At 75.1% G+C, this 18,288-nt stretch carries 13 protein-coding genes and 1 pseudogene; 4 read left to right on the plus strand and 10 right to left on the minus strand.

Features of this window, described 5'->3' with window-relative positions; genetic code table 11:
* Window positions 1-14: 14 nt before the first annotated feature.
* Together BM093_RS17665 and BM093_RS17670 are read left to right on the plus strand one after the other, a co-directional pair.
* Complete coding sequence (locus tag BM093_RS17665) at window positions 15-1,148, plus strand: class I SAM-dependent methyltransferase (protein ID WP_218162811.1); 1,134 nt, start codon at window positions 15-17, stop codon at window positions 1,146-1,148.
* A 181-nt stretch (window positions 1,149-1,329) separates the two neighbouring features.
* Complete coding sequence (locus BM093_RS17670; protein WP_143105417.1) at window positions 1,330-1,572, plus strand: hypothetical protein; 243 nt, start codon at window positions 1,330-1,332, stop codon at window positions 1,570-1,572.
* Window positions 1,573-1,630: 58 nt separating this feature from the next.
* Here BM093_RS17670 and BM093_RS17675 read toward each other — a convergent pair whose 3' ends face one another.
* Complete coding sequence (locus BM093_RS17675; protein WP_093344657.1) at window positions 1,631-4,747, minus strand: ATP-binding protein; 3,117 nt, start codon at window positions 4,745-4,747, stop codon at window positions 1,631-1,633.
* Window positions 4,748-5,011: 264 nt separating this feature from the next.
* On the opposite strand from BM093_RS17675, the gene BM093_RS17680 reads away from it, so the two are divergent.
* Window positions 5,012-6,196, plus strand: a complete 1,185-nt coding sequence (locus BM093_RS17680) for an acyl-CoA dehydrogenase family protein (RefSeq protein WP_093344663.1) — start codon at window positions 5,012-5,014, stop codon at window positions 6,194-6,196.
* 42 nt (window positions 6,197-6,238) lie between these two features.
* Here the strand turns inward: BM093_RS17680 and BM093_RS17685 are convergent, their stop codons facing one another.
* The 8 genes and pseudogenes from BM093_RS17685 to ruvC all read right to left on the minus strand — a co-directional run.
* A complete protein-coding gene (locus BM093_RS17685; RefSeq protein ID WP_093344813.1) occupies window positions 6,239-8,527 on the minus strand; it encodes a RelA/SpoT family protein in 2,289 nt (762 codons plus the stop codon).
* Window positions 8,528-8,658: 131 nt separating this feature from the next.
* Window positions 8,659-9,231: an adenine phosphoribosyltransferase gene (locus BM093_RS17690; protein ID WP_425439169.1), complete on the minus strand. Its 573-nt coding sequence runs from the start codon at window positions 9,229-9,231 to the stop codon at window positions 8,659-8,661.
* Window positions 9,228-10,397: a protein translocase subunit SecF gene (gene secF, locus BM093_RS17695; protein ID WP_093344672.1), complete on the minus strand. Its 1,170-nt coding sequence runs from the start codon at window positions 10,395-10,397 to the stop codon at window positions 9,228-9,230. Before secF ends, BM093_RS17690 begins: the two co-directional genes overlap by 4 nt.
* Window positions 10,394-12,181, minus strand: a complete 1,788-nt coding sequence (gene secD, locus BM093_RS17700; RefSeq protein WP_093344679.1) for a protein translocase subunit SecD — start codon at window positions 12,179-12,181, stop codon at window positions 10,394-10,396. The genes secF and secD overlap by 4 nt, the downstream gene beginning before the upstream one ends.
* Window positions 12,182-12,346: 165 nt before the next feature.
* Window positions 12,347-12,727: a preprotein translocase subunit YajC gene (gene yajC, locus BM093_RS17705; protein ID WP_093344684.1), complete on the minus strand. Its 381-nt coding sequence runs from the start codon at window positions 12,725-12,727 to the stop codon at window positions 12,347-12,349.
* Between the two features lie 353 nt (window positions 12,728-13,080).
* On the minus strand, window positions 13,081-14,109 hold the full coding sequence (gene ruvB, locus BM093_RS17710) for a Holliday junction branch migration DNA helicase RuvB (RefSeq protein WP_093344820.1): 1,029 nt from the start codon (window positions 14,107-14,109) through the stop codon (window positions 13,081-13,083).
* Window positions 14,110-14,201: 92 nt separating this feature from the next.
* Window positions 14,202-14,810: a Holliday junction branch migration protein RuvA gene (ruvA, locus tag BM093_RS17715; RefSeq protein WP_093344687.1), complete on the minus strand. Its 609-nt coding sequence runs from the start codon at window positions 14,808-14,810 to the stop codon at window positions 14,202-14,204.
* Between the two features lie 243 nt (window positions 14,811-15,053).
* Window positions 15,054-15,611: pseudogene (ruvC, locus tag BM093_RS17720) on the minus strand (crossover junction endodeoxyribonuclease RuvC); the annotation flags it as partial.
* 127 nt (window positions 15,612-15,738) lie between these two features.
* On the opposite strand from ruvC, the gene BM093_RS17725 reads away from it, so the two are divergent.
* Window positions 15,739-16,905 carry an alpha/beta hydrolase gene (locus tag BM093_RS17725; protein ID WP_093344698.1) on the plus strand — a complete coding sequence of 389 codons (1,167 nt, stop codon included), beginning with the start codon at window positions 15,739-15,741 and terminating at the stop codon, window positions 16,903-16,905.
* Window positions 16,906-16,927: 22 nt separating this feature from the next.
* Here the strand turns inward: BM093_RS17725 and BM093_RS17730 are convergent, their stop codons facing one another.
* On the minus strand, window positions 16,928-18,250 hold the full coding sequence (locus BM093_RS17730; RefSeq protein WP_093344703.1) for a sensor histidine kinase: 1,323 nt from the start codon (window positions 18,248-18,250) through the stop codon (window positions 16,928-16,930).
* Window positions 18,251-18,288: the final 38 nt, after the last annotated feature.

Below are 18,288 nucleotides of genomic sequence, written 5' to 3' on the forward strand. Positions count from 1 at the left end.
CGAGGGAGACGGCGATGGCGGAGACGACGGAGACCACCGTGGACATGGGCGCGGCGACCGGGGCGGAGGGGAGCACGCCGGCGACGGCCGACGCCGTCGCCGAACGTGTCCTCGCGGCGACGCTCGGCGCGTTCGACGTGCTCACGATCTACCTCGGCGACCGGCTGGGCTGGTACCGGGCGCTCGCCGGCTCCGGCCCGCTCTCCCCCGACGAGCTGGCGGAGCGCACCCGCACCGACGCCCGCTACGCCCGCGAGTGGCTCGAGCAGCAGGCGGCGTCGGGGATCCTGACCGTCGTCGACCCCGCCGGGCCGCAGCTGCCCCGGCGTTTCCGACTCGACGCCGGGGCCGCGGAGGTCCTCACCGATCCGGACAGCCTCAACCACCTCGCCCCGCTGACCCGGTTCGTCGGTGCCGCGGCCGTGCAGCTGCCCGCGCTGGCCGAGGTCTACCGCGCCGGTGGCGGGGTGAGCTGGGCGCGGTTCGGGCCCGACGCCCGCACCGGGCAGGCCGACATGAACCGTCCCTGGTACGAGCACGAGCTCGCCGGTGCGCTCGCCGGCGTCCCCGACCTGCACCGCCTGCTCGACCGTCCCGGCGCCGCGATCGCCGACCTCGGCTGCGGCGAGGGGTGGTCGGCGATCGCGCTGGGCCGCGCCTACCCCGGCGCCACCGTGCACGGCGTCGACCCCGACCCGCCGTCGACCGCGGCGGCGACCGCCCACACCGCCGCGGCCGGGCTCGCCGACCGGGTCACGTTCACCACCGGTGACGCCGCCACGAGCCTGCCCGCGGGCGCGTTCGACGCGGTGTTCGCGTTCGAGTGCCTGCACGACCTGCCGCACCCCGTGGAGTTCCTCACCGCGGCCCGCCACGCCCTGCGCCCGGACGGCGTCGTGATCGTGATGGACGAGGCGGCCGAGGACGAGTTCCACGCACCGGCCGGCGACGTGGAACGCCTGCTCTACGGGTTCAGCACGCTGATCTGCCTGCCGGACTCCCGGTCGCACGAGCCCTCCGCCGCGACCGGCACCGTCATCCGCGCCTCGACCGTGCGGGACTACGCCGCCCGCGCCGGCTTCACGGGAGTCGAGGTCCTGCCGATCGAGGACTTCGGGTTCTGGCGGTTCTACCGACTGCGCCTGTGAGTGGTTATCGCGGTCAGGACCGCGATAACCACGCACGGGCGGGTTGTCCCTACCTGTGGCCGGCGGGTCGACCCGCCGCGCGGTAGGGACGGCTCGATGGTCCGGGCCGCTCCTCCGGACCATCCTGGACCGGTCCGAACGATCTCCGATCGGACCGGAGCACAGGGACGGAGCGGCGATCATGAGCACCACAGGGCTTCCCCGGTTGAGCGGCCGCGACCGTGCCGTGCTGCACGCGATCGCCGCCGACCGCTGCACCGTCGCCGACGACACGTGTCACTCGCTCACCATCGACGGTCTGTGCTTCTGCGAACAGTTCGCCGGCGTGCGGCTGGCCGACGCCGGGCTCGTCGAGGCCTCCGGTCCTGCACCGCTGCGGCCGCACCTCACCGATGCGGGTCGCTCGCTGCTCGCCGCTGCGTGACCAGGAGAACGCCGGCGGGCGGGCACCGCCCCGGGGTCCACCGCCGTGTGCCACCGGCTCACGGCCTCGGGCGCACCTCGGTCACCGGCACGGGGACGGCGCGGGCGGTGAGGTCGTCGCGGCACCGCCGGAGCAGCGCGATGCTGCCGTGGTCGGACGCCAGCCGCGCGGCCGCCCGCAGGCGCGCCGCCGCGGCCGGTCCGTCGTCGTAGGCGGCCCGCATCCGCATGACCTCGGGCAACCACCACCGGTCGTCGCGCAGCTCCGCGGCGACCAGGGCGGCGTCGAGTCCGGCGCGCGCGGCGTCGGGCCTCTCCGCCCGGGCGGAGACGTCGGCGAGGAGCGACAGCCAGTAGGGCATCCGGGCGAAGGACCCGGCGCGGGTCAGGTTCTCGACGCCGCGGTGGGCCAGCTCGACGCCCTCCGCCCCGCCGTGCTGCCAGCCCTGCAGGATCAGCGCCCACTCCCGGTAGTAGGCGAACCTGTTCCGCTCGCACAGCTCGCGCAGCTCCTCGACCGTCTCGGCCAGCGCCCCGGTGTCCCGGCGCAGCTGATGGGTGAGGCCGGCGTAGGCCAGGGCCACGGCGAGGCTGTAGGGGTGCTCGGCCGCGCGGGCGAGCGCGACGGCCTCACCGGCGTCGGCCAGCGCGTGCTCGTCCTCGCCGAGCAGCCAGTGCGCGTGGGCCGCCCACGCCCGGCTGTGCACGTCAGGCCGGTTGCCCACGCTCAGCGGGGAGAACGCACCGCCGTGCTCCGTCGCCCGGTGCAGGTGCTCGAGCCCCTCGGCGGGCCGCCCGAGGCTGACCGCGGAGCCGCCGAAGGCGAAGTGGGTGGCCGCCCCGAGCTCGGAGCCCGACGCCACCCGGGCCAGGGCGCGGGTGGCGGTGCGGTGCGCGTCGGCGGTCCGGCCCTGCACGAACAACGACGTCCAGAGCCCGACGAGTGCCCGCGTCGCCGAGCCCGGCCGCCCCAGTGACTCCGCGAGGTCGATCGACCGTTCCAAGGTCGTGCGCAGGTGCGGGGAGGAGTAGCCGTCACGGGCGTTGAGCGGTGCGGCCATCGCCTCGAGCACCGCGAGCTCCCGCTCGGACCGGGCACGGCTCTCCGGCCACCCGCGCACGACGGCGAGCGCCTCGGACAGCAGCCGGACGGCCTCACCGTGGGCGAACGTCCGCGCCGCCACCCCCGCCGCCCGCTGGTAGTGCTCCACCGCCTGCTCGGCGCGCCCGCCGCGGGCGTACTGCTCGGCGAGCTGGGCCGAGACGGCGTCGGGGTCGCCGGGGTGCAACAGCTCGAGACCGTGCGCCACGCGGCGGTGCAGCAACCACCGCTTCGGCGGGCTGACCTGTGCGTAGGCCTCGTCCCGGATCAGGTCGTGGGAGAAGTCGTACCCGTCGGGGACCTCCCGCAGGATGCGCCGCCGCCACAGCTCGTCGACCGCGCGCACGACGGCGTCGGTGTCCAGCCCGGCGGCCTCGGTGAGCAGGTCGAGCGAGAAGTTCCGGCCGACGGCCGCCGCCAGGCCGGCGAGGTCGCGGGCCTCGGGGCTCACGGGTTCGAGCCGGGCGCGCAGGACCGCGGGGAGACCGCCGGCCGGGCTCGGGCCGGGCCCGGGGTCGAGGGCGCTGCGGACCGCCTCGACGACGTGCAGCGGGAACCCGCCGGTGGTGGCCTGGAGGAGCTCGGCGTGCGCGTCGGTCACCGGCCGGCCCGAGATCCGCTCGGCGAGCCGCGCCGTGTCGTGCGGTTCGAACGGGCCCAGCTCGACCTCGGTGAGCAGCCCGGCGGCGCGCATCCGCGCCGTCCAGTCCCCGAGCCCGGGAACGTGGTCGGGGCCGTCCCGGCGCACCGTCGCGGCGACCATGACCGGTGCGTCGGGGACCAGCCCCAGCAGGAACGGCAGGAACGCCAGCGTCTCGGGGTCGCACCAGTGCAGGTCGTCCAGCACCAGCAACGTCGGGCGCCCCGGGCCGACCAGTGCACGGGCCAGGCCCTCGAGGAAGCGGTGCCGCTGCCAGACCTCGACGGCGGGCCGGGCCGCACCGACCGGCCGTGCCCGGGTCGTCTCCGACGGCACGAGGCGGTCGACCTCGCTGCGCCAGACCGGGTCCACCCGCGTCAGCCCCGCCCGCACGGCCGGGGTGCGCAACCAGTCCGCGACCGGTGCCAGTGCCGGGCGCCCCGCGGAGCCGAAGCACCGGCTCGTCGCCACCACCGCTCCGCCCGACCGGGCCGTCTCGGCGACCTCGGCGACCAACCGGGACTTGCCCACGCCCGCATCACCCCGGACGAGCGCGAGCACCGGACGTCCGCCCGTCGCGCTGCGCCACGCGGCCCGCAACCGGTCGAGCTCGTCGGCGCGCCCGACCAGCCGCGCGACGGCGAGGCCCGACCGGGCGTGGTCGGTGGCCCCGGCGGCCGGTGGGGGCGCCGCAGGTGGGCCGGTACGGACGAGCAGCCCGTCCAGCACCGCCCGCGTGTCCGGGTCGGGCTCCACGCCGAGCTCACGTTCGAGGACCGCGGCGCAGTGGTGGAAGGTGCTCACGGCTCCGGCACGATCACCGAGTTCCCCCTGGAGCTCCATCAACCGGCGGTAGCCGAGCTCCTCCAGCGGCCGCAGCCGGACCCGGCGGCGGGCGGCCTCGATCGCCGCCGCCGGGGCTCCGGCCCGGGCGTGCGCCTCGCGGATCAGGTCGTACTGTTCCACGCACCGGTCCTCGAGCTCGGTCCGGCACTGCAGCAGCCAGTCGTCGTAGCCGCCGGGGAGGAAGTCGCCCCGGTACCAGCCGACGGCGGCGGCCGCCCGCGCGAGCGCCTCGGCGTGGTCACCGGCGGCGTCCGCGGCGAGCGCGGCCGCCCCCTCGCGGGCGAACTCCCGCACGTCGACCCGGCAGTCCGCCGTGTCGGACCAGCCCAGCGCCCGCCCCGTGACCACGAGGCCCGCCCCGGGGCCGAGCAGGCTGCGCAGATGGTGCAGCTCGCGCCGCAGGTTGGTCAGCGCCTGCTCGTCGGTCGAGTCCGGCCAGAACGTCGCGGAGAGGCGGTGCCGGTCCTGGGGCGCGGGTGCGTGCACGACGAGGAACCCGAGCAGGGCGAGCGTGCGCGACGACCGGGTCCGCACCGTTCCGGACGCATCCCTGACGACCTGCTCGCCGAGGGGAGAGACCTGCAACATCGCACCGCGACCTCCGGCGGCGCAGGGTAACCGCGCCCGGGGCCCCGGCGGCAGGGCACGACGTACCTCGCCGCCGCGGCGTTCGCCGCGCGCCGCGCCACCGTTCGCCACCGCCGGTGCGGGCGAACGGTCCGCGAACCCCCGGCTTCGTACCGTCACCGCGCCGACCTGCTCGGACGGGACCGAGCCGACGGTGACACCCGATCACACGCAGTGCCCCGGCCGGATCCGTCCGCGGCCGGGAACCGAGCAGGAGGAACCCTCATGACCACGACATCCACCGACCCACGGACCGCACCGGCGGCCCCCGGTACCACCGATCCGATCACCACCGGCCCGATCACCGACGACGACGTCCGGGAGCTGGCCGCGCGGATCGGTCGGGCCGCCGCCCCGTTCGATGCCGGCCACGACCGGGACGCCACCTTCGTCACCGAGGCCTACGCCGAGATGGCCGCGCACGGCTACCTGCGTCTGGCGGTACCCGTGGAGCTGGGTGGCCTGGGCGCGACGCTGCGGCAGGTCGTGATCGCCGAGGAGGAGCTGGGCAGCCACTCCGGTTCGTCCGCGCTCGCGGCCGCCATGCACCTGTACCTGACCGCGGTGCAGTGCTGGCGACGCCGCCGCGGCGCCGCCGACGCCGAGGGCGCCCTGCGCCGCGTCGCCGGGGAGGGCCTCGTGATGGCCACCAGCGGTGGCTCCGACTGGGTGTGCCCGACGACGACGGCCGTCGAGGTCGAGGGCGGGTTCCGGATCGACGGGCGCAAGGTGTTCTGCACCCAGGCACCGGTGGGGACAGTGATCTCGACGTCCGCCGTGCTCGGTCCGCCCGGCCCCGATGCCGAGGTGCTGCACATGTCGGTGCCGCTGTCCGCCCGGGGGGTGCGGATGGTCGAGACCTGGGACACGCTCGGCATGCGCGGCACGGCGAGCCACGACCTCGTCCTCGACGGGGTGTTCGTGCCCGCGGACAAGATCATGGGCCGGCGGCCGTACGGCGTGCTGGCGGGCCCGCTGATGGTGGCGGCGATCCACTTCGCACCGGTCGCGGCGGCCGCCTACCTCGGGGTGGCACGCGGGGCGTGTGACGAGGCCGTGCGGATGACCGTCCGGCGCGGGCAGCCCTCGCCCGCCGCCGTACGCCGGATCGGCGAGATGCGGGCCCGGCTGCGGGTCGCCCGGTGGGCCGTGCTGTCCGCGGTCGACGAGATCGGGGACCCGGTGCCCGACGAGGCGACGCTGGCCACCGTCATGACCGCGAAGCGGCACGCGGTGACCGAGGCCCGCGCCGTGGTCGACACCGCCCTCGAGGTCGTCGGCGGGCCCGCGTTCTTCCGCAGCTCGCCCCTGGAGCGCGCCTACCGGGACGTGCGCGGAGGCCCGTTCCACCCGCTCACCCCGGAGGCCACGCTGGAGCTGCTCGGGACACGTGCGCTGGCGCGCTCGTGAGTGGTTGTCGCGGTCCTGACCGCGACAACCACTCACGAGCCGCTACGCCGCACTCGTGACGCGGTAGACGTCGTAGACGCCCTCGATGTTGCGCACGGCCTGCAGCAGGTGGCCGAGGTGTTTCGGGTCGCCCATCTCGAAGGAGAACCGCGACACCGCGACCCGGTCGCGGGAGGTGGTCGTCGACGCCGACAGGATGTTGACCTTCTCGTCGGCCAGCACCTTGGTCACGTCGGACAGCAGCCGGTGCCGGTCCAGGGCCTCCACCTGGATCGCCACCAGGAACACCGACTCCGGCGACACCGACCACGCGACGTCGACGAGGCGCTCCTCGCGGGTGGTGAGGTCGCCGGCGTTGGTGCAGTCGGTGCGGTGCACGCTGATCCCGCCGCCGCGGGTGACGAAGCCGAGGATCTCGTCGCCCGGCACCGGGGTGCAGCAGCGGGCGAGCTTGACGTAGAGGTCGCCCATCGCGTTGCCGTCGCCGTCCTGCACGACGACACCGGCGTTGCCCGAGGGCCGCCGGTGACGCACCGTGGACGGCGTGGCCCGCTCGGCGAGCTCCTCCTCGGCCTCCTCCTCGCCGCCGAACCAGGCGACGAGCCGCTGGACGACGTGCTGGGCGCTGGACTGGTGCTCGCCGACGGCGGCGTAGAGCGCGGAGACGTCGGTGTAGTGCATCTCCCGGGCGATCGCCGACATGGCGTCGGCGGAGATCAGCCGCTGCAGCGGCATCCCGGTGCGGCGGGCCTCCTTGGTGATCGCCTCCTTGCCCTCCTCGACGGCCTCCTCGCGGCGCTCCTTGGCGAACCACTGCTTGATCTTGGCCTTGGCCCGCGGGGACTTCGCGATGGACAGCCAGTCGCGGCTGGGGCCCGCGTCCTCGGCCTTGGAGGTGAAGATCTCGACGACGTCGCCGGAGGACAGCTGCCGTTCCAGCGCGACCAGCTTGCCGTTGACCCGCGACCCGATGCAGCGGTGCCCGACCTCGGTGTGCACGGCGTAGGCCAGGTCGATCGGGGTGGACCCGGTGGGCAGGGTGACGACGTCGCCCTTCGGGGTGAACACGAAGATCTCCCGCGCGGCGAGGTCGAAGCGCAGCGAGTCGAGGAACTCGCCGGGGTCGGCGGCCTCGCGCTGCCAGTCGAGCAGCTGGCGCATCCACGCCATCTCCTCGACCTCGACCTCCTTGCCCGCGCCGCCCTTGACCTCCTTGTAGCGCCAGTGCGCGGCGATGCCGTACTCCGCGGTGCGGTGCATCGCGTGCGTGCGGATCTGCACCTCGAGCGGCTTGCCGTCCGGCCCGATGACGGTGGTGTGCAGCGACTGGTACACCCCGAACCGGGGCTGGGCGATGTAGTCCTTGAACCGGCCGGGCATCGGCTGCCACAGCGCGTGCACCATGCCGATCGCGGCGTAGCAGTCCCGCACCTCGTCGACCAGCACGCGGACGCCCACGAGGTCGTGGATGTCGTCGAAGTCCCGGCCCTTGACGATCATCTTGCGGTAGATCGAGTAGTAGTGCTTCGGGCGGCCCTCGACCTTCGCCGGGATCCGCGCCGAGTCCAGCTGCGAGGTGACCTCGTCGATCACCTGGCGCAGGTAGGTGTCGCGCGACGGCGCCCGGTCGGCGACCAGCCGCACGATCTCCTGGTACTTCTTCGGCTGCAGGATCGCGAACGACAGGTCCTCCAGCTCCAGCTTCACCGTGGCCATGCCGAGCCGGTGCGCGAGCGGGGCGAACACCTCGAGGGTCTCGTTCGCCTTCTTGACCTGCTTCTCCGGCCGCAGGAAGCGCATGGTGCGCATGTTGTGCAGCCGGTCGGAGAGCTTGATGACGAGCACCCGCGGGTCGCGCGCCATCGCGACGACCATCTTGCGGATCGTCTCGGCCTCGGCTGCCGAGCCGAACTCGACCTTGTCGAGCTTGGTGACGCCGTCGACCAGGTGCGCCACCTCGTCACCGAAGTCGGCGCGCAGCCGCTCCAGCGAGTAGTCGGTGTCCTCGACGGTGTCGTGCAGCAGCGCGGCGACCAGCGTGGTGGTGTCCATGCCGAGCTCGGCGAGGATCGTCGAGACGGCCAGCGGGTGGGTGATGTAGGGGTCGCCGGACTTGCGGGTCTGGCTGCGGTGCTTGGACTCGGCGACGTCGTAGGCCCGCTGCAGGAGCATGAGGTCGGCCTTGGGGTGCAGCGACCGGTGCACCGCGGCCAGCGGTTCGAGGACCGGCTTGACGATGGCGACCCGCTGCGGTGTCATCCGCCGGGCGATCCGGGCGCGGACGCGCCGGGTGGCCGACGGCCGCGGCGGTTCGTCGTCCGCGGGCGTCAACGGCCGCGTGGCCGGGTGGGCGGTCGTCCGGTCGACCTCGGTCACCGCACCTCCTGATCGTGCCCGTGGCGGGAGTGCTCCCTCGGCCCGAGGATAGTCCGCGGGCCCGCCCCGGGCGGAACGTGCGGGTCCTACGCGCTCAGGAGCGCGTCCACCCGCAGGTCACCCAGCTTCGACCGGCCGTTCAGCGCGGTCAGCTCCATCAGCGTGCCGAAGCCGACGATCTCGGCCCCGGCGTCGGCGAGCAGCGCACACGACGCCGCGGCGGTCCCGCCGGTGGCCAGGACGTCGTCGACGACGTACACCCGCGCGCCCGGCTCGACGACACCGGCCGGCAGCTGCAGGGTGGCGGTGCCGTACTCGAGCTCGTAGGTGCGCGACGCGGCGACGGCGGGCAGCTTGCCCGCCTTGCGGACCGGCACCGTCCCCACGCCGGCGACGAGCGCGACGGCCGCCCCGAGCAGGAACCCGCGGGCCTCGACCCCGATCACGATCTCCGCCTCGCCGGCGTGCGCGGCCAGCTCGGTGGTGACGGTGGCGAACGCGCCGCCGTCGGCGAGCACCGGGGTGATGTCGCGGAAGAGCACCCCGGGCTGCGGGTAGTCGGGCACCGAGCGGACGAGCTCGGCCACGCGGAGCAGGTCGTCGGCCGAGTCCGGATCGATCCCCGGGCCGACCCGGATGCCGTCGACGTCGACGCTCACCGGCGCCTCCGTCCGGTCTTGCCCGTCGGGCGGGCTCCGGGTCGGGGTGCGGCGGGCGCGGTACTGCTCACGGCTGCGAGCGTATCCGTCGCCGGTTCGGCGTCCGGCGCGGCCTCACCGTCGGGGGCCGCCCCGTCCGGGGCAGCGGCGGCGCGGGCCCGGCGGGCGGCGACCCGGTCGGCCTGGTCGCGGAACCGCTGGTCGCGCAGCTTGATGTCGACCAGGACCGGGGTGGCGAGCAGCAGCGACGAGACGACCCCGGTGATCATGCCGACGAGCTGGACGAGCGCCAGGTCGGCCAGCGTGCCGACCCCGAGCAGCCCGACACCGACCACCAGCAGGCCGAGCACCGGCAGGATGGCGATCAGCGAGGTGTTCATCGACCGCATGAGGGTCTGGTTCAGCGCCAGGTTCGCGGCCTCGGCGTAGGTGCGCCGGGTCAGCTTCAGCAGCCCCCGCGAGTTCTCCCGCACCTTGTCGAACACGACGACGGTGTCGTAGAGGGAGAAGCCGAGGATCGTCAGCAGCCCGATGACGGTGGCCGGGGTGACCTCCAGGCCGATGATCGAGTAGACGCCCGCGGTGACGACGATGTCGTTGAGCAGCGCGATCAGGGCCGCCCAGGCCATCGCCCGCTCGAAGTAGGCGGCCAGGAAGATCGTGACGAGCACGATGAACACCGCGAGCGCGAGCAGCGCCTGGGTGGTCACCTCGCCGCCCCAGGTGCCGGACACCTGGGAGTCGCTGATCGCGGCCGCGCTCGGGACGCCGTCGGAGCCCAGCGGCTGCAGCTGGGTCAGGAACGCCTCGCGCAGCGGCACCATCTGTTCCGCGCTCAGCGGCTCGGACTGCAGCACGATGGCCGCCGCGTCCCCGGTGCCGACGGCCTGCGTCGTCTCGGGCTCGGTGCCGATCACGCCCTGGTAGACCTCGTCGACCTGGGCGACGGTGATCGGGCCGTTCGCACCGACGGCGGGGAGCTGGATCTGGGACCCGCCGGTGAAGTCGATGCCGAGGTTGAAGCCACGGAACACCAGCGACAGCACGCACACCGCGATCACCACGGCGAACCCGATGTACCAGATCTTCTTGCGGCCGACGATGTCGACGCTGGCGGTGCCCGTGGTGAGCCGGGTCCACCCCGAGAGGTCCTGCGGGGCCGTCATGCCTTCGCTCCCTTCGCCGACGAGGTGCGCCGCCCGACGGCCGGCTTGTCCCGGCGGTTGCGGGCACCGATCCGGTCGACCGCGCCGAGCCCGGACAGGCCCGGCTTCCCGAGCGTCCGGGACCGGGAGATGAGCACGACCAGCGGGAACGTCACCAGGAACACCACGACGAGGTCGAGGACGGTGGACATGCCGAGGGTGAACGCGAACCCGCGGACCTCACCGACGGCGAGGATGTAGAGCACCGCGGCGGCGAGGAAGCTGACCGCGTCGGCGGTCAGGATCGTGCGTCTGGCCCGTTCCCAGGACCGCGGGACGGCCGAGCGGAACGTGCGGCCCTCGCGCATCTCGTCCTTCAGCCTCTCGAAGAAGATCACGAAGGAGTCGGCGGTGATCCCGATCGCGATGATGAACCCGGCGACGCCCGCCAGGTCGAGGGTGAACCCGATCCATCTGCCGAGCAGGATCAGGACGGCGTAGACGACCAGGCCGGACAACGCCAGCGACAGGATCGTCAGCAGCCCGAGCAGCCGGTAGTAGAACAGGCAGTAGGCGAACACCAGGGCCAGCCCGACCGCACCGGCGATCAGGCCGGCCTCCAGCGAGGCCAGGCCGAGGGTCGCGGACACGGTCTGCGCGGTGCCGGAGTCGAACGCCAGCGGCAGCGAGCCGTAGCGCAGGGTCTGCGCGAGGTCCTGGGCGCGTTCCTGGTTGAACTGCCCGCTGATCTGCGTGGGGCCCCAGATCGGCTGGTTGACCTCCGGCGCGGACACGACCTCCCCGTCGAGGACGAACGCGGTCTGCTTGCCGACGTTCTCGGTCGTGTACTGGCCCCAGGCATCGGCTGCGGCCTGCTCGAAGGTCAGGCTGACCACCCAGCCGGCGCCCTGCTGGCTCTGCTGGGCCTCCGCCGAGGCGATCTCGGTGCCCTCGATGAACGACGGGCCGAGGACGTACTTGGCGGCGCCGTCCTCGCTGCAGGCGACGAGCGGCTTCGCCGGGTCGTCGTAGCCCTGCAGCGGGTCGGGGGCGTTGCAGTCCAGGGCCAGCAGCGCCTGCAGCTGGGTCGCCTGGTCCGCGCTCTGGCGGGTGTCGCGCAGGTGCTGGACCTCGGCGGCGACCCGGGGGTCGTCCGGGGACGCGGCTCCGGTGCCGGGCTGGGGTGCTGGGGGCTCGGGTGCCGGGGGCTCGGGTGCCGGGGACGGGTCCTGCAGCGGCGAGCTCTGCGCGACCGGCGCGACGGCACGGGTCTCGCCCTGGCTCTGCGGCTGCGGCTGCGGCTCCGGTGCCGGGGCCTGCCCGCCCGGGGCGGCACCGCCCGGAGCGGCGTCCCCCGGTGCGCCGGGGGCCGCGCCGCCCGGGGCCGCGCCGGGGTCCTGCCCCGGCGCGGGAACCTGGCTCGCGGGGATCTCCTGGACCACCTCGCGGAACCGCAGCTGGGCGGTCTGCCCGAGCGAGCGGGCCTGCTCGCCCTCGTCACCGGGGACGGTGATGACGATGTTGCTGCCGTCGAGCTGCACCTCGGCGCCGCTGACCCCGAGCCCGTTCACGCGCTGCTCGATGATCTCCTGCGCCTGGACGAGCTGGTCCCGCGGCGGCGGCTGACCGTCGATGCTGCGGGCGGTCAGCGAGACGCGGGTGCCGCCCTGGAGGTCGATCCCCAGCTTCGGCGTCAGGTTCCCGCCGCCGGTGAACAGCACCAGCGAGTACAGGACGACGACGATGCCCAGGAAGGCCGTCAGGTAGCGCCAGGGGCGCACATGCTGCCCCGACGACGTTGCCACGTGGTGATCTCCCGAATCCGACTCGCGAGGCGGCCGCGGCCGGCCTCACGGTCGGTCGCCCGGCCCGACCGGCCCGGCGGGTGCGGACGCTGCGTCCGCGGTGCGCCGGGCCCGGTCGTGGAACCGAGGCCGCCGGAGCGGGCCCGGTGGCCCGCTCCCGACATCTCAGTGGATCGTCGGCTTGTTCTCCGACTCCGACTTGCTCTCCGACTCCGGCTCCGCCTCGGTGGTCTCCTCGGCGGCCTCGTCGGCGTTGACCTTCTCCCGGATCGCGGCGCGCAGCCAGGTCGTGACCACGCCCTCGGCGATCTCGAGATCGATCGTGTCCTCGTACGAGGCGTCGACGATCGTGCCCCGCAGCCCGGACGTGGTGACGACGACGTCGCCGTCCTCCAGCGCCTGCTGCATGGCCTGGGTCTCCTGCATCTGCTTGCGCTGCTTGCGGCCGTTGAGGAACAGCGGCACGAACAGCAGCAGGATGATGAGGAAGGGCAGCAGGGACAGCAGGCCCGAACCACCGGCCTCCTGCGCAAGGATCAGATCCATCGTGCGGGGTCTCCGTCTCGTCTCGTAATCGTGAGTGTGCCAGCCGGGACCGACACCGACGGGCGGCCCCCTCCCGGACACGGACCGCTCGTCGCAGTACAACGGGCCGAACGGTGCCCGCGGGCGACCGGCCCGCGAGGGAACGACCCGGATGCCCGGATCGTTCCGGCGGGCCCACCGCACGCGATCGAACCTCCGCGCGGTGTCCGGGTACTCCCGCGCGGTGTGCGGCCGCCCCAGGATGCCCCTGGTCGGCGGCCGGCGTCGGCCCGATCCGTTCGGTCCGTCCGGATCCTCCCACGTCGTCCCGGACGTCCGTGCGCCCGCTCACCGCCCGTGGCCGGGCACAGCCCTCAGAACAGCGGGTCGATCCGGTGCCCGGCCGGGGCGTCGGCGGGCGGGGTGAGACCGAGGTGGGTCCACGCGTGCGGGGTGGCGACCCGGCCGCGGGGGGTGCGGGCGAGCATCCCGGCCCGCACCAGGTACGGCTCGCAGACCTCCTCGACGGTGCCCGCCTCCTCCCCCACCGCGACGGCGAGCGTGGAGATCCCGACCGGCCCGCCGTGGAACGAGCGGACCAGCGCCGCGAGCACGGCCCGGTCGAGCCGGTCGAGGCCCAGCTCGTCGACGTCGTAGACGGCCAGTGCGGCCCGGGCGACCTCGCGGTGGATCACCCCGTCCGCGCGGACCTCGGCGAAGTCCCGCACCCGGCGCAGCAGCCGGTTCGCCACCCGCGGGGTGCCGCGGCAGCGGCCGGCGATCTCCTCCGCCCCCTCCGGGCGCAGGTCGATGCCGAGGATCCCGGCGGCGCGCTCGAGCACCTGCTCGAGCTCGTCGTCGTCGTAGAACTCCATCTGGCCGGTGAACCCGAAGCGGTCCCGCAGCGGCCCGGTCAGCGAACCGGCCCGGGTGGTGGCCCCGACCAGGGTGAACGGGGCGACGTCGAGCGGGATCGAGGTCGCGCCCGGCCCCTTGCCGACGACGACGTCGACCCGGAAGTCCTCCATCGCCAGGTACAGCATCTCCTCGGCGGGCCGGGCGATGCGGTGGATCTCGTCGATGAACAGCACGTCGCCGGGCACCAGGTTCGACAGCATCGCCGCCAGGTCACCGGCGCGCTCGAGGGCGGGCCCGGAGGTCAGCCGGATCGCCGCGCCCAGCTCCTGCGCGACGATCATCGCGAGGCTGGTCTTGCCGAGCCCGGGCGGACCGGCGAGCAGGATGTGGTCGGGCGGGTCGCCGCGGCGCTTCGCGCCCTCCAGCACGAGCTCGAGCTGCTCACGGACCCGGGGCTGCCCGACGAACTCGTGCAGCGACCGGGGACGCAGCGACGCCTCCAGGTCGGCCTCGCCGGGCTGGGCGGCCGCGTCGATCTCGCGCATCCGGTCGAACGCCCCGGCATACGGGTCGTCGGCCTGGGTTCCCGCGGCGTCCGGGACCGTCGGGTCGGGGGCCGTGGATTCCGGGTCGGAGGTCATCGGGAGCGGCCCAGCGACGACAGCGCGGAGCGCAGGAGCACGCTCGCCGTCGCGTCCGGGCTCTCGGCGAGGACACCGTCGACGGCCTGCTCGGCGGGCTTCTGCGGGAAGCCGAGCCCCAGCAGCGCCTCGACGACCTGCTCACGGACCGCGAGCACCGGCGACGGGGCCGCCGCGGCGGTCGCGCCGGCCGGTTCGGCGGCGGGGGCGGTGACCTTGTCGCGCAGCTCGACGACCAGCCGTTCGGCGCTCTTGCGGCCGACGCCGGGGATGCGGGTCAGCACGGCCAGGTCGCCGTCGGCCAGCGCGCGGCGCAGCGTGTCGGGTTCGAGCACCGCGATGGTGGCCAGCGCCAGCCGCGGCCCGATCCCCGACACCGTCTGCAGCAGCAGGAACAGCTCGCGTTCCTCGGCGTCGGCGAACCCGAACAGCGTCAGCGACTCCTCGCGCACGACCAGCGTGGTCGCGAGCCGGGCCTCCTCACCGCGCCGCAGCCCGCCGAGCGTCGACGGCGCCGCGTGGACGGCGAGACCGACCCCGCCGACCTCGACGACAGCGTGGTCCAGCCCGATCTCCAGCACGGGCCCCCGCACCGAGTTGATCACTGCCCGAGCCCCTTCCCGCGAACGGTCGTTCGAGCCGGGACGCTACCGCGCACCCCCGACACCCCCGCACCCGACCACACTCGCAGCCACACTCCCGCCGCCGGAGTCACCCTCGGGCCACCGCCGACCACGGGAGGGTCACCGGCGCCGCACGGACCACCGGGGCTCGCCGGCCGGGCGGGCCTCGGCGGCCGCCCGGGCCGCCGCCCACTGCTCGGCGGCGGTGGGCCGGTCGCCGTCCTGCGCGGCGCGCGCCTGCGCCAGCCGCGCCCGGTGCACGGCGGCCATCTCGGTGGCCCGGGCCTGCGCCTGCGCCATCCGGTCCTGCATCGGCGCCCGCCAGCAGTGGCAGATGGCCAGGGCCAGCGCGTCCGCGGCGTCGGCCGGCTTCGGTGGGGCGTCCAGTCCCAGCACCCGGGTGACCATGGCCGCGACCTGCGCCTTCCCCGCCCGGCCCTCGCCGGTCACCGCCGCCTTCACCTCGCTGGGGGTGTGGAAGGCGACCGGCAACCCGGCCCGCGCGGCGACCAGCGCGACGACGCCACTGGCCTGGGCGGTCCCCATCACGGTGCGCACGTTGTGCTGGCTGAACACGCGCTCGACGGCGATGACGTCCGGCCGGTGCCGCTGCACCCAGCGCTCCACCTCGTCGCCGACGGCGAGCAGCCGGCGTTCCAGCGGCAGGTCGGTGCCGGTGCGCACCACACCGACGTCGACGAACGCGACCGGGCGACCGGCGCCGGACTCGACGACACCGATCCCGCACCGGGTCAGGCCGGGGTCGACCCCGAGCACTCGCACCGCGTCACTCCTCCCGCACGCGCGTTCGAGACCCGCACGCTACCGGCCGCCGCGCCGCCCGTGGCCGGGGCACGCCGGGCCGGGGCCGCCCCGATCGTGCCGGTCACGGGGATGACAGGCTGCGCGGGTGACCTCGTTCCTCCGGGTGCTCGGGCCGGCATGGTCGGCCGTCCTGCTGGTCGTGCTGGTGGGCGCGTTCCGGCCGGAGACGCCGGTGCTCGGCCTCGCGGGGTCGTTCCTCACCGGCCGCTACCCGCTGCACGTGGCGCTCGCGGCCGTGCTGGGCATCCTGCTCGGGCTGGCCGTCCGGAAGGCCGGTGCCCCGCTGGTCGGGTACGCGACGGCGACGGTCGCGCTGGCCGCGGTCATCGGGATGGTCGCGGTGCTGGCCGCGCAGGGCCGCGCCGCCGCGGGCGAGGGGGTGCGGCTGGACTGGACGGCGGCGCTGACCCGGGTCGGGCAGCCCTCCGGCGAGCCGGACCGCACCGTGGAGTTCGCGCCGGGCCGCGAGCTGGACCTGTACCTGCCGTCCGGCCCGGGCCCGCACCCGACGATGGTGTGGGTGCACGGCGGCAGCTGGGTCGGCGGCGAACGCGACGACCGCACGACGATGAACCGCTGGCTCGCCGACCGCGGCTGGGCCGTCGCCGCGGTCGACTACCGGTTGCCGGAGACCGGGTGGGGCGCGGCGGACGCCGCCCCGGTCGGGCGCCACCAGCAGCGTGACGTCGCCTGCGCGGTCGACTGGGTGCGGGCGCACCCCGGCACCGAGCTGGACCCGGGCCGGCTCGTGCTGGCCGGGCAGTCCGCCGGCGCGACCCTCGCGCTGGGCACGACGTCCGGGCTGCTCGACGGCACGCTGGCCTGCTCCGAGGCGCCCGCGGCCTACGGCGGGACCGGCCCGGCCGACGCGCCGCCGCCGGTACCGGGGCCGCCGCCGATCGGGGTCGTCGCCTACCACCCACCGGTCGACCTCGCGCTCGTCGACCCGGACCTGCAGCAGACCCTGTTCGGTGGGGCCGCCGCGGACGCCCCGGGGCTGATGCGGCTGCTCTCGCCGTCCGAGCAGGTCCGTCCCGGCCTGCCGCCGACACTGCTGCTGCTCGGGTCCGCGGACCACTACGTGCACCCGGAGCGGGTCACCGCCTACGACGCCGAGCTGCGCGCCGCCGGGACCCCGGGCCGGCTGGTCACCGTCCCCTACGCCGACCACGTCTTCGACCAGCCCTTCGGCAGCCCGGGCGCGCAGCTCACCCGGGAGGCCATGATCCGGTTCCTGTCCGGGCTGGACTGAGCTCCGGACCGCGGGCGGGATCTCAGGAGCCGACGCCGCCGAGCGGGATCCCGGCGGTGAGCACCGTCGGGCCGCCGGTCGGGCTCGTGACGTCGAGCGTGCCCTCGACCGTGGCCAGCCGGTCGGCGAGCCCGGCGAGCCCGTGCCCCTTGCCGAGGTGCGCACCGCCGCGGCCGTCGTCGCGCACCTGCACGAACACCTGCGCGGCGTCCGCGCTCACCGCGACCGTGCACAGCGAGGCGCCGGCGTGCTTGGCGACGTTGGTGAGGGCTTCGGCGACGACGAAGTAGGCGGTGTTCTCGACGGCGGCGGCGAGGCGCCGGCCGTCCGGGAGCGCGACGTCGAGCGAGACCTCGACCGGACAGCGGGCCGCGGTCGCCGCGAGTGCCGGCCCGAGCCCGCGGTCGGCCAGGATCGGCGGGGCGATGCCGCGGGACAGGGCACGCAGCTCGTCGAGCGCCTCCCGGCACTGTTCGAGGGCCTCGGTGACGATCGGCCGGGCGCGGTCCGGGTCGTCGTCGAGCCGCCGGGAGACGGTCTCGAGGTCCATGCCGATCCGGACGAGCCGCTGCTGCGGGCCGTCGTGGATGTCGCGCTCCAGGCGTCGCAGCGTCTGCGCCTCGGCGTGCACCGCCGACCGGCGGCTGCTCTCCAGCTGGGCGGCGCGGGCGCGCAGCGCCGCGGTCTGGTTGGTGAGCAGGCCCCGGGCCAGACCGGCGCGGGCGAGGACGAGCCCGTGCACGACCAGCGGTGCGGTGAGCAGCATGACCACGCCGACGGTGGTGTGCAGGGCGATCTCCGCGGGGCGCGAGTCGACGCCGGTGACCAGGCCGACGAGACCGTCCGGGCCGGCGTCGCGGGGCAGGGCCCACTCCCACGTCACGTACAGCGCCGCACCCGCCCCGCCCACCGTCCAGCTCACCGCGACGGCGAACGCCGCGATCCGGACCGGGAAGGCGACCACCGCGTGCAGCAGGTCGCGCCACGACTGGGGCTCGGCGAGCGCCCGGAACAGCCCGGAGCCCGACGGGGTCCGGTAGTGGTGCGGGGGCAGCGGTCGTCCGGTCGCCCACTCGGTCGACCGCCTCTCCACCCCGGCGAGCCCGCGGCAGGCCCGCAGCGTCAGCACGAGGATCGGCAGGCCCAGCCACACGACGAGCGTGCCCACCCCCGCCGCGAACCCGGCGACGGCGACCACGAGCGCGACGACACCGATCGGCAGGCCGGTCAGCAGGTAGCCCATCCCCCGGCGCAGGCGCACACCGGCGCTCAGCGGCCCGGGCCCGGGCGGCACGGCTGCGGAGTCCGAGTCCGGCACCGGCCGGGCGGGGGTGAGGGCGGTCATGCCCCCAGTCTCGTCCCGGCCCGGGCCCGGTCACAGCC

Origin of the sequence: Pseudonocardia ammonioxydans (assembly GCF_900115005.1) — a bacterium.
GTDB lineage: Bacteria > Actinomycetota > Actinomycetes > Mycobacteriales > Pseudonocardiaceae > Pseudonocardia > Pseudonocardia ammonioxydans.

Coding starts and splice junctions, on each gene's coding strand:
- BM093_RS17665 (WP_218162811.1), top strand. CDS start 15: ATGGCGGAGACGACGGAGACCACCGTGGACATGGGCGCGGCGACCGGG.
- BM093_RS17670 (WP_143105417.1), top strand. CDS start 1,330: ATGAGCACCACAGGGCTTCCCCGGTTGAGCGGCCGCGACCGTGCCGTG.
- BM093_RS17675 (WP_093344657.1), bottom strand. CDS start 4,747: ATGTTGCAGGTCTCTCCCCTCGGCGAGCAGGTCGTCAGGGATGCGTCC.
- BM093_RS17680 (WP_093344663.1), top strand. CDS start 5,012: ATGACCACGACATCCACCGACCCACGGACCGCACCGGCGGCCCCCGGT.
- secF (WP_093344672.1), bottom strand. CDS start 10,397: ATGACGGCCCCGCAGGACCTCTCGGGGTGGACCCGGCTCACCACGGGC.
- yajC (WP_093344684.1), bottom strand. CDS start 12,727: ATGGATCTGATCCTTGCGCAGGAGGCCGGTGGTTCGGGCCTGCTGTCC.
- ruvB (WP_093344820.1), bottom strand. CDS start 14,109: ATGCGCGAGATCGACGCGGCCGCCCAGCCCGGCGAGGCCGACCTGGAG.
- BM093_RS17730 (WP_093344703.1), bottom strand. CDS start 18,250: ATGACCGCCCTCACCCCCGCCCGGCCGGTGCCGGACTCGGACTCCGCA.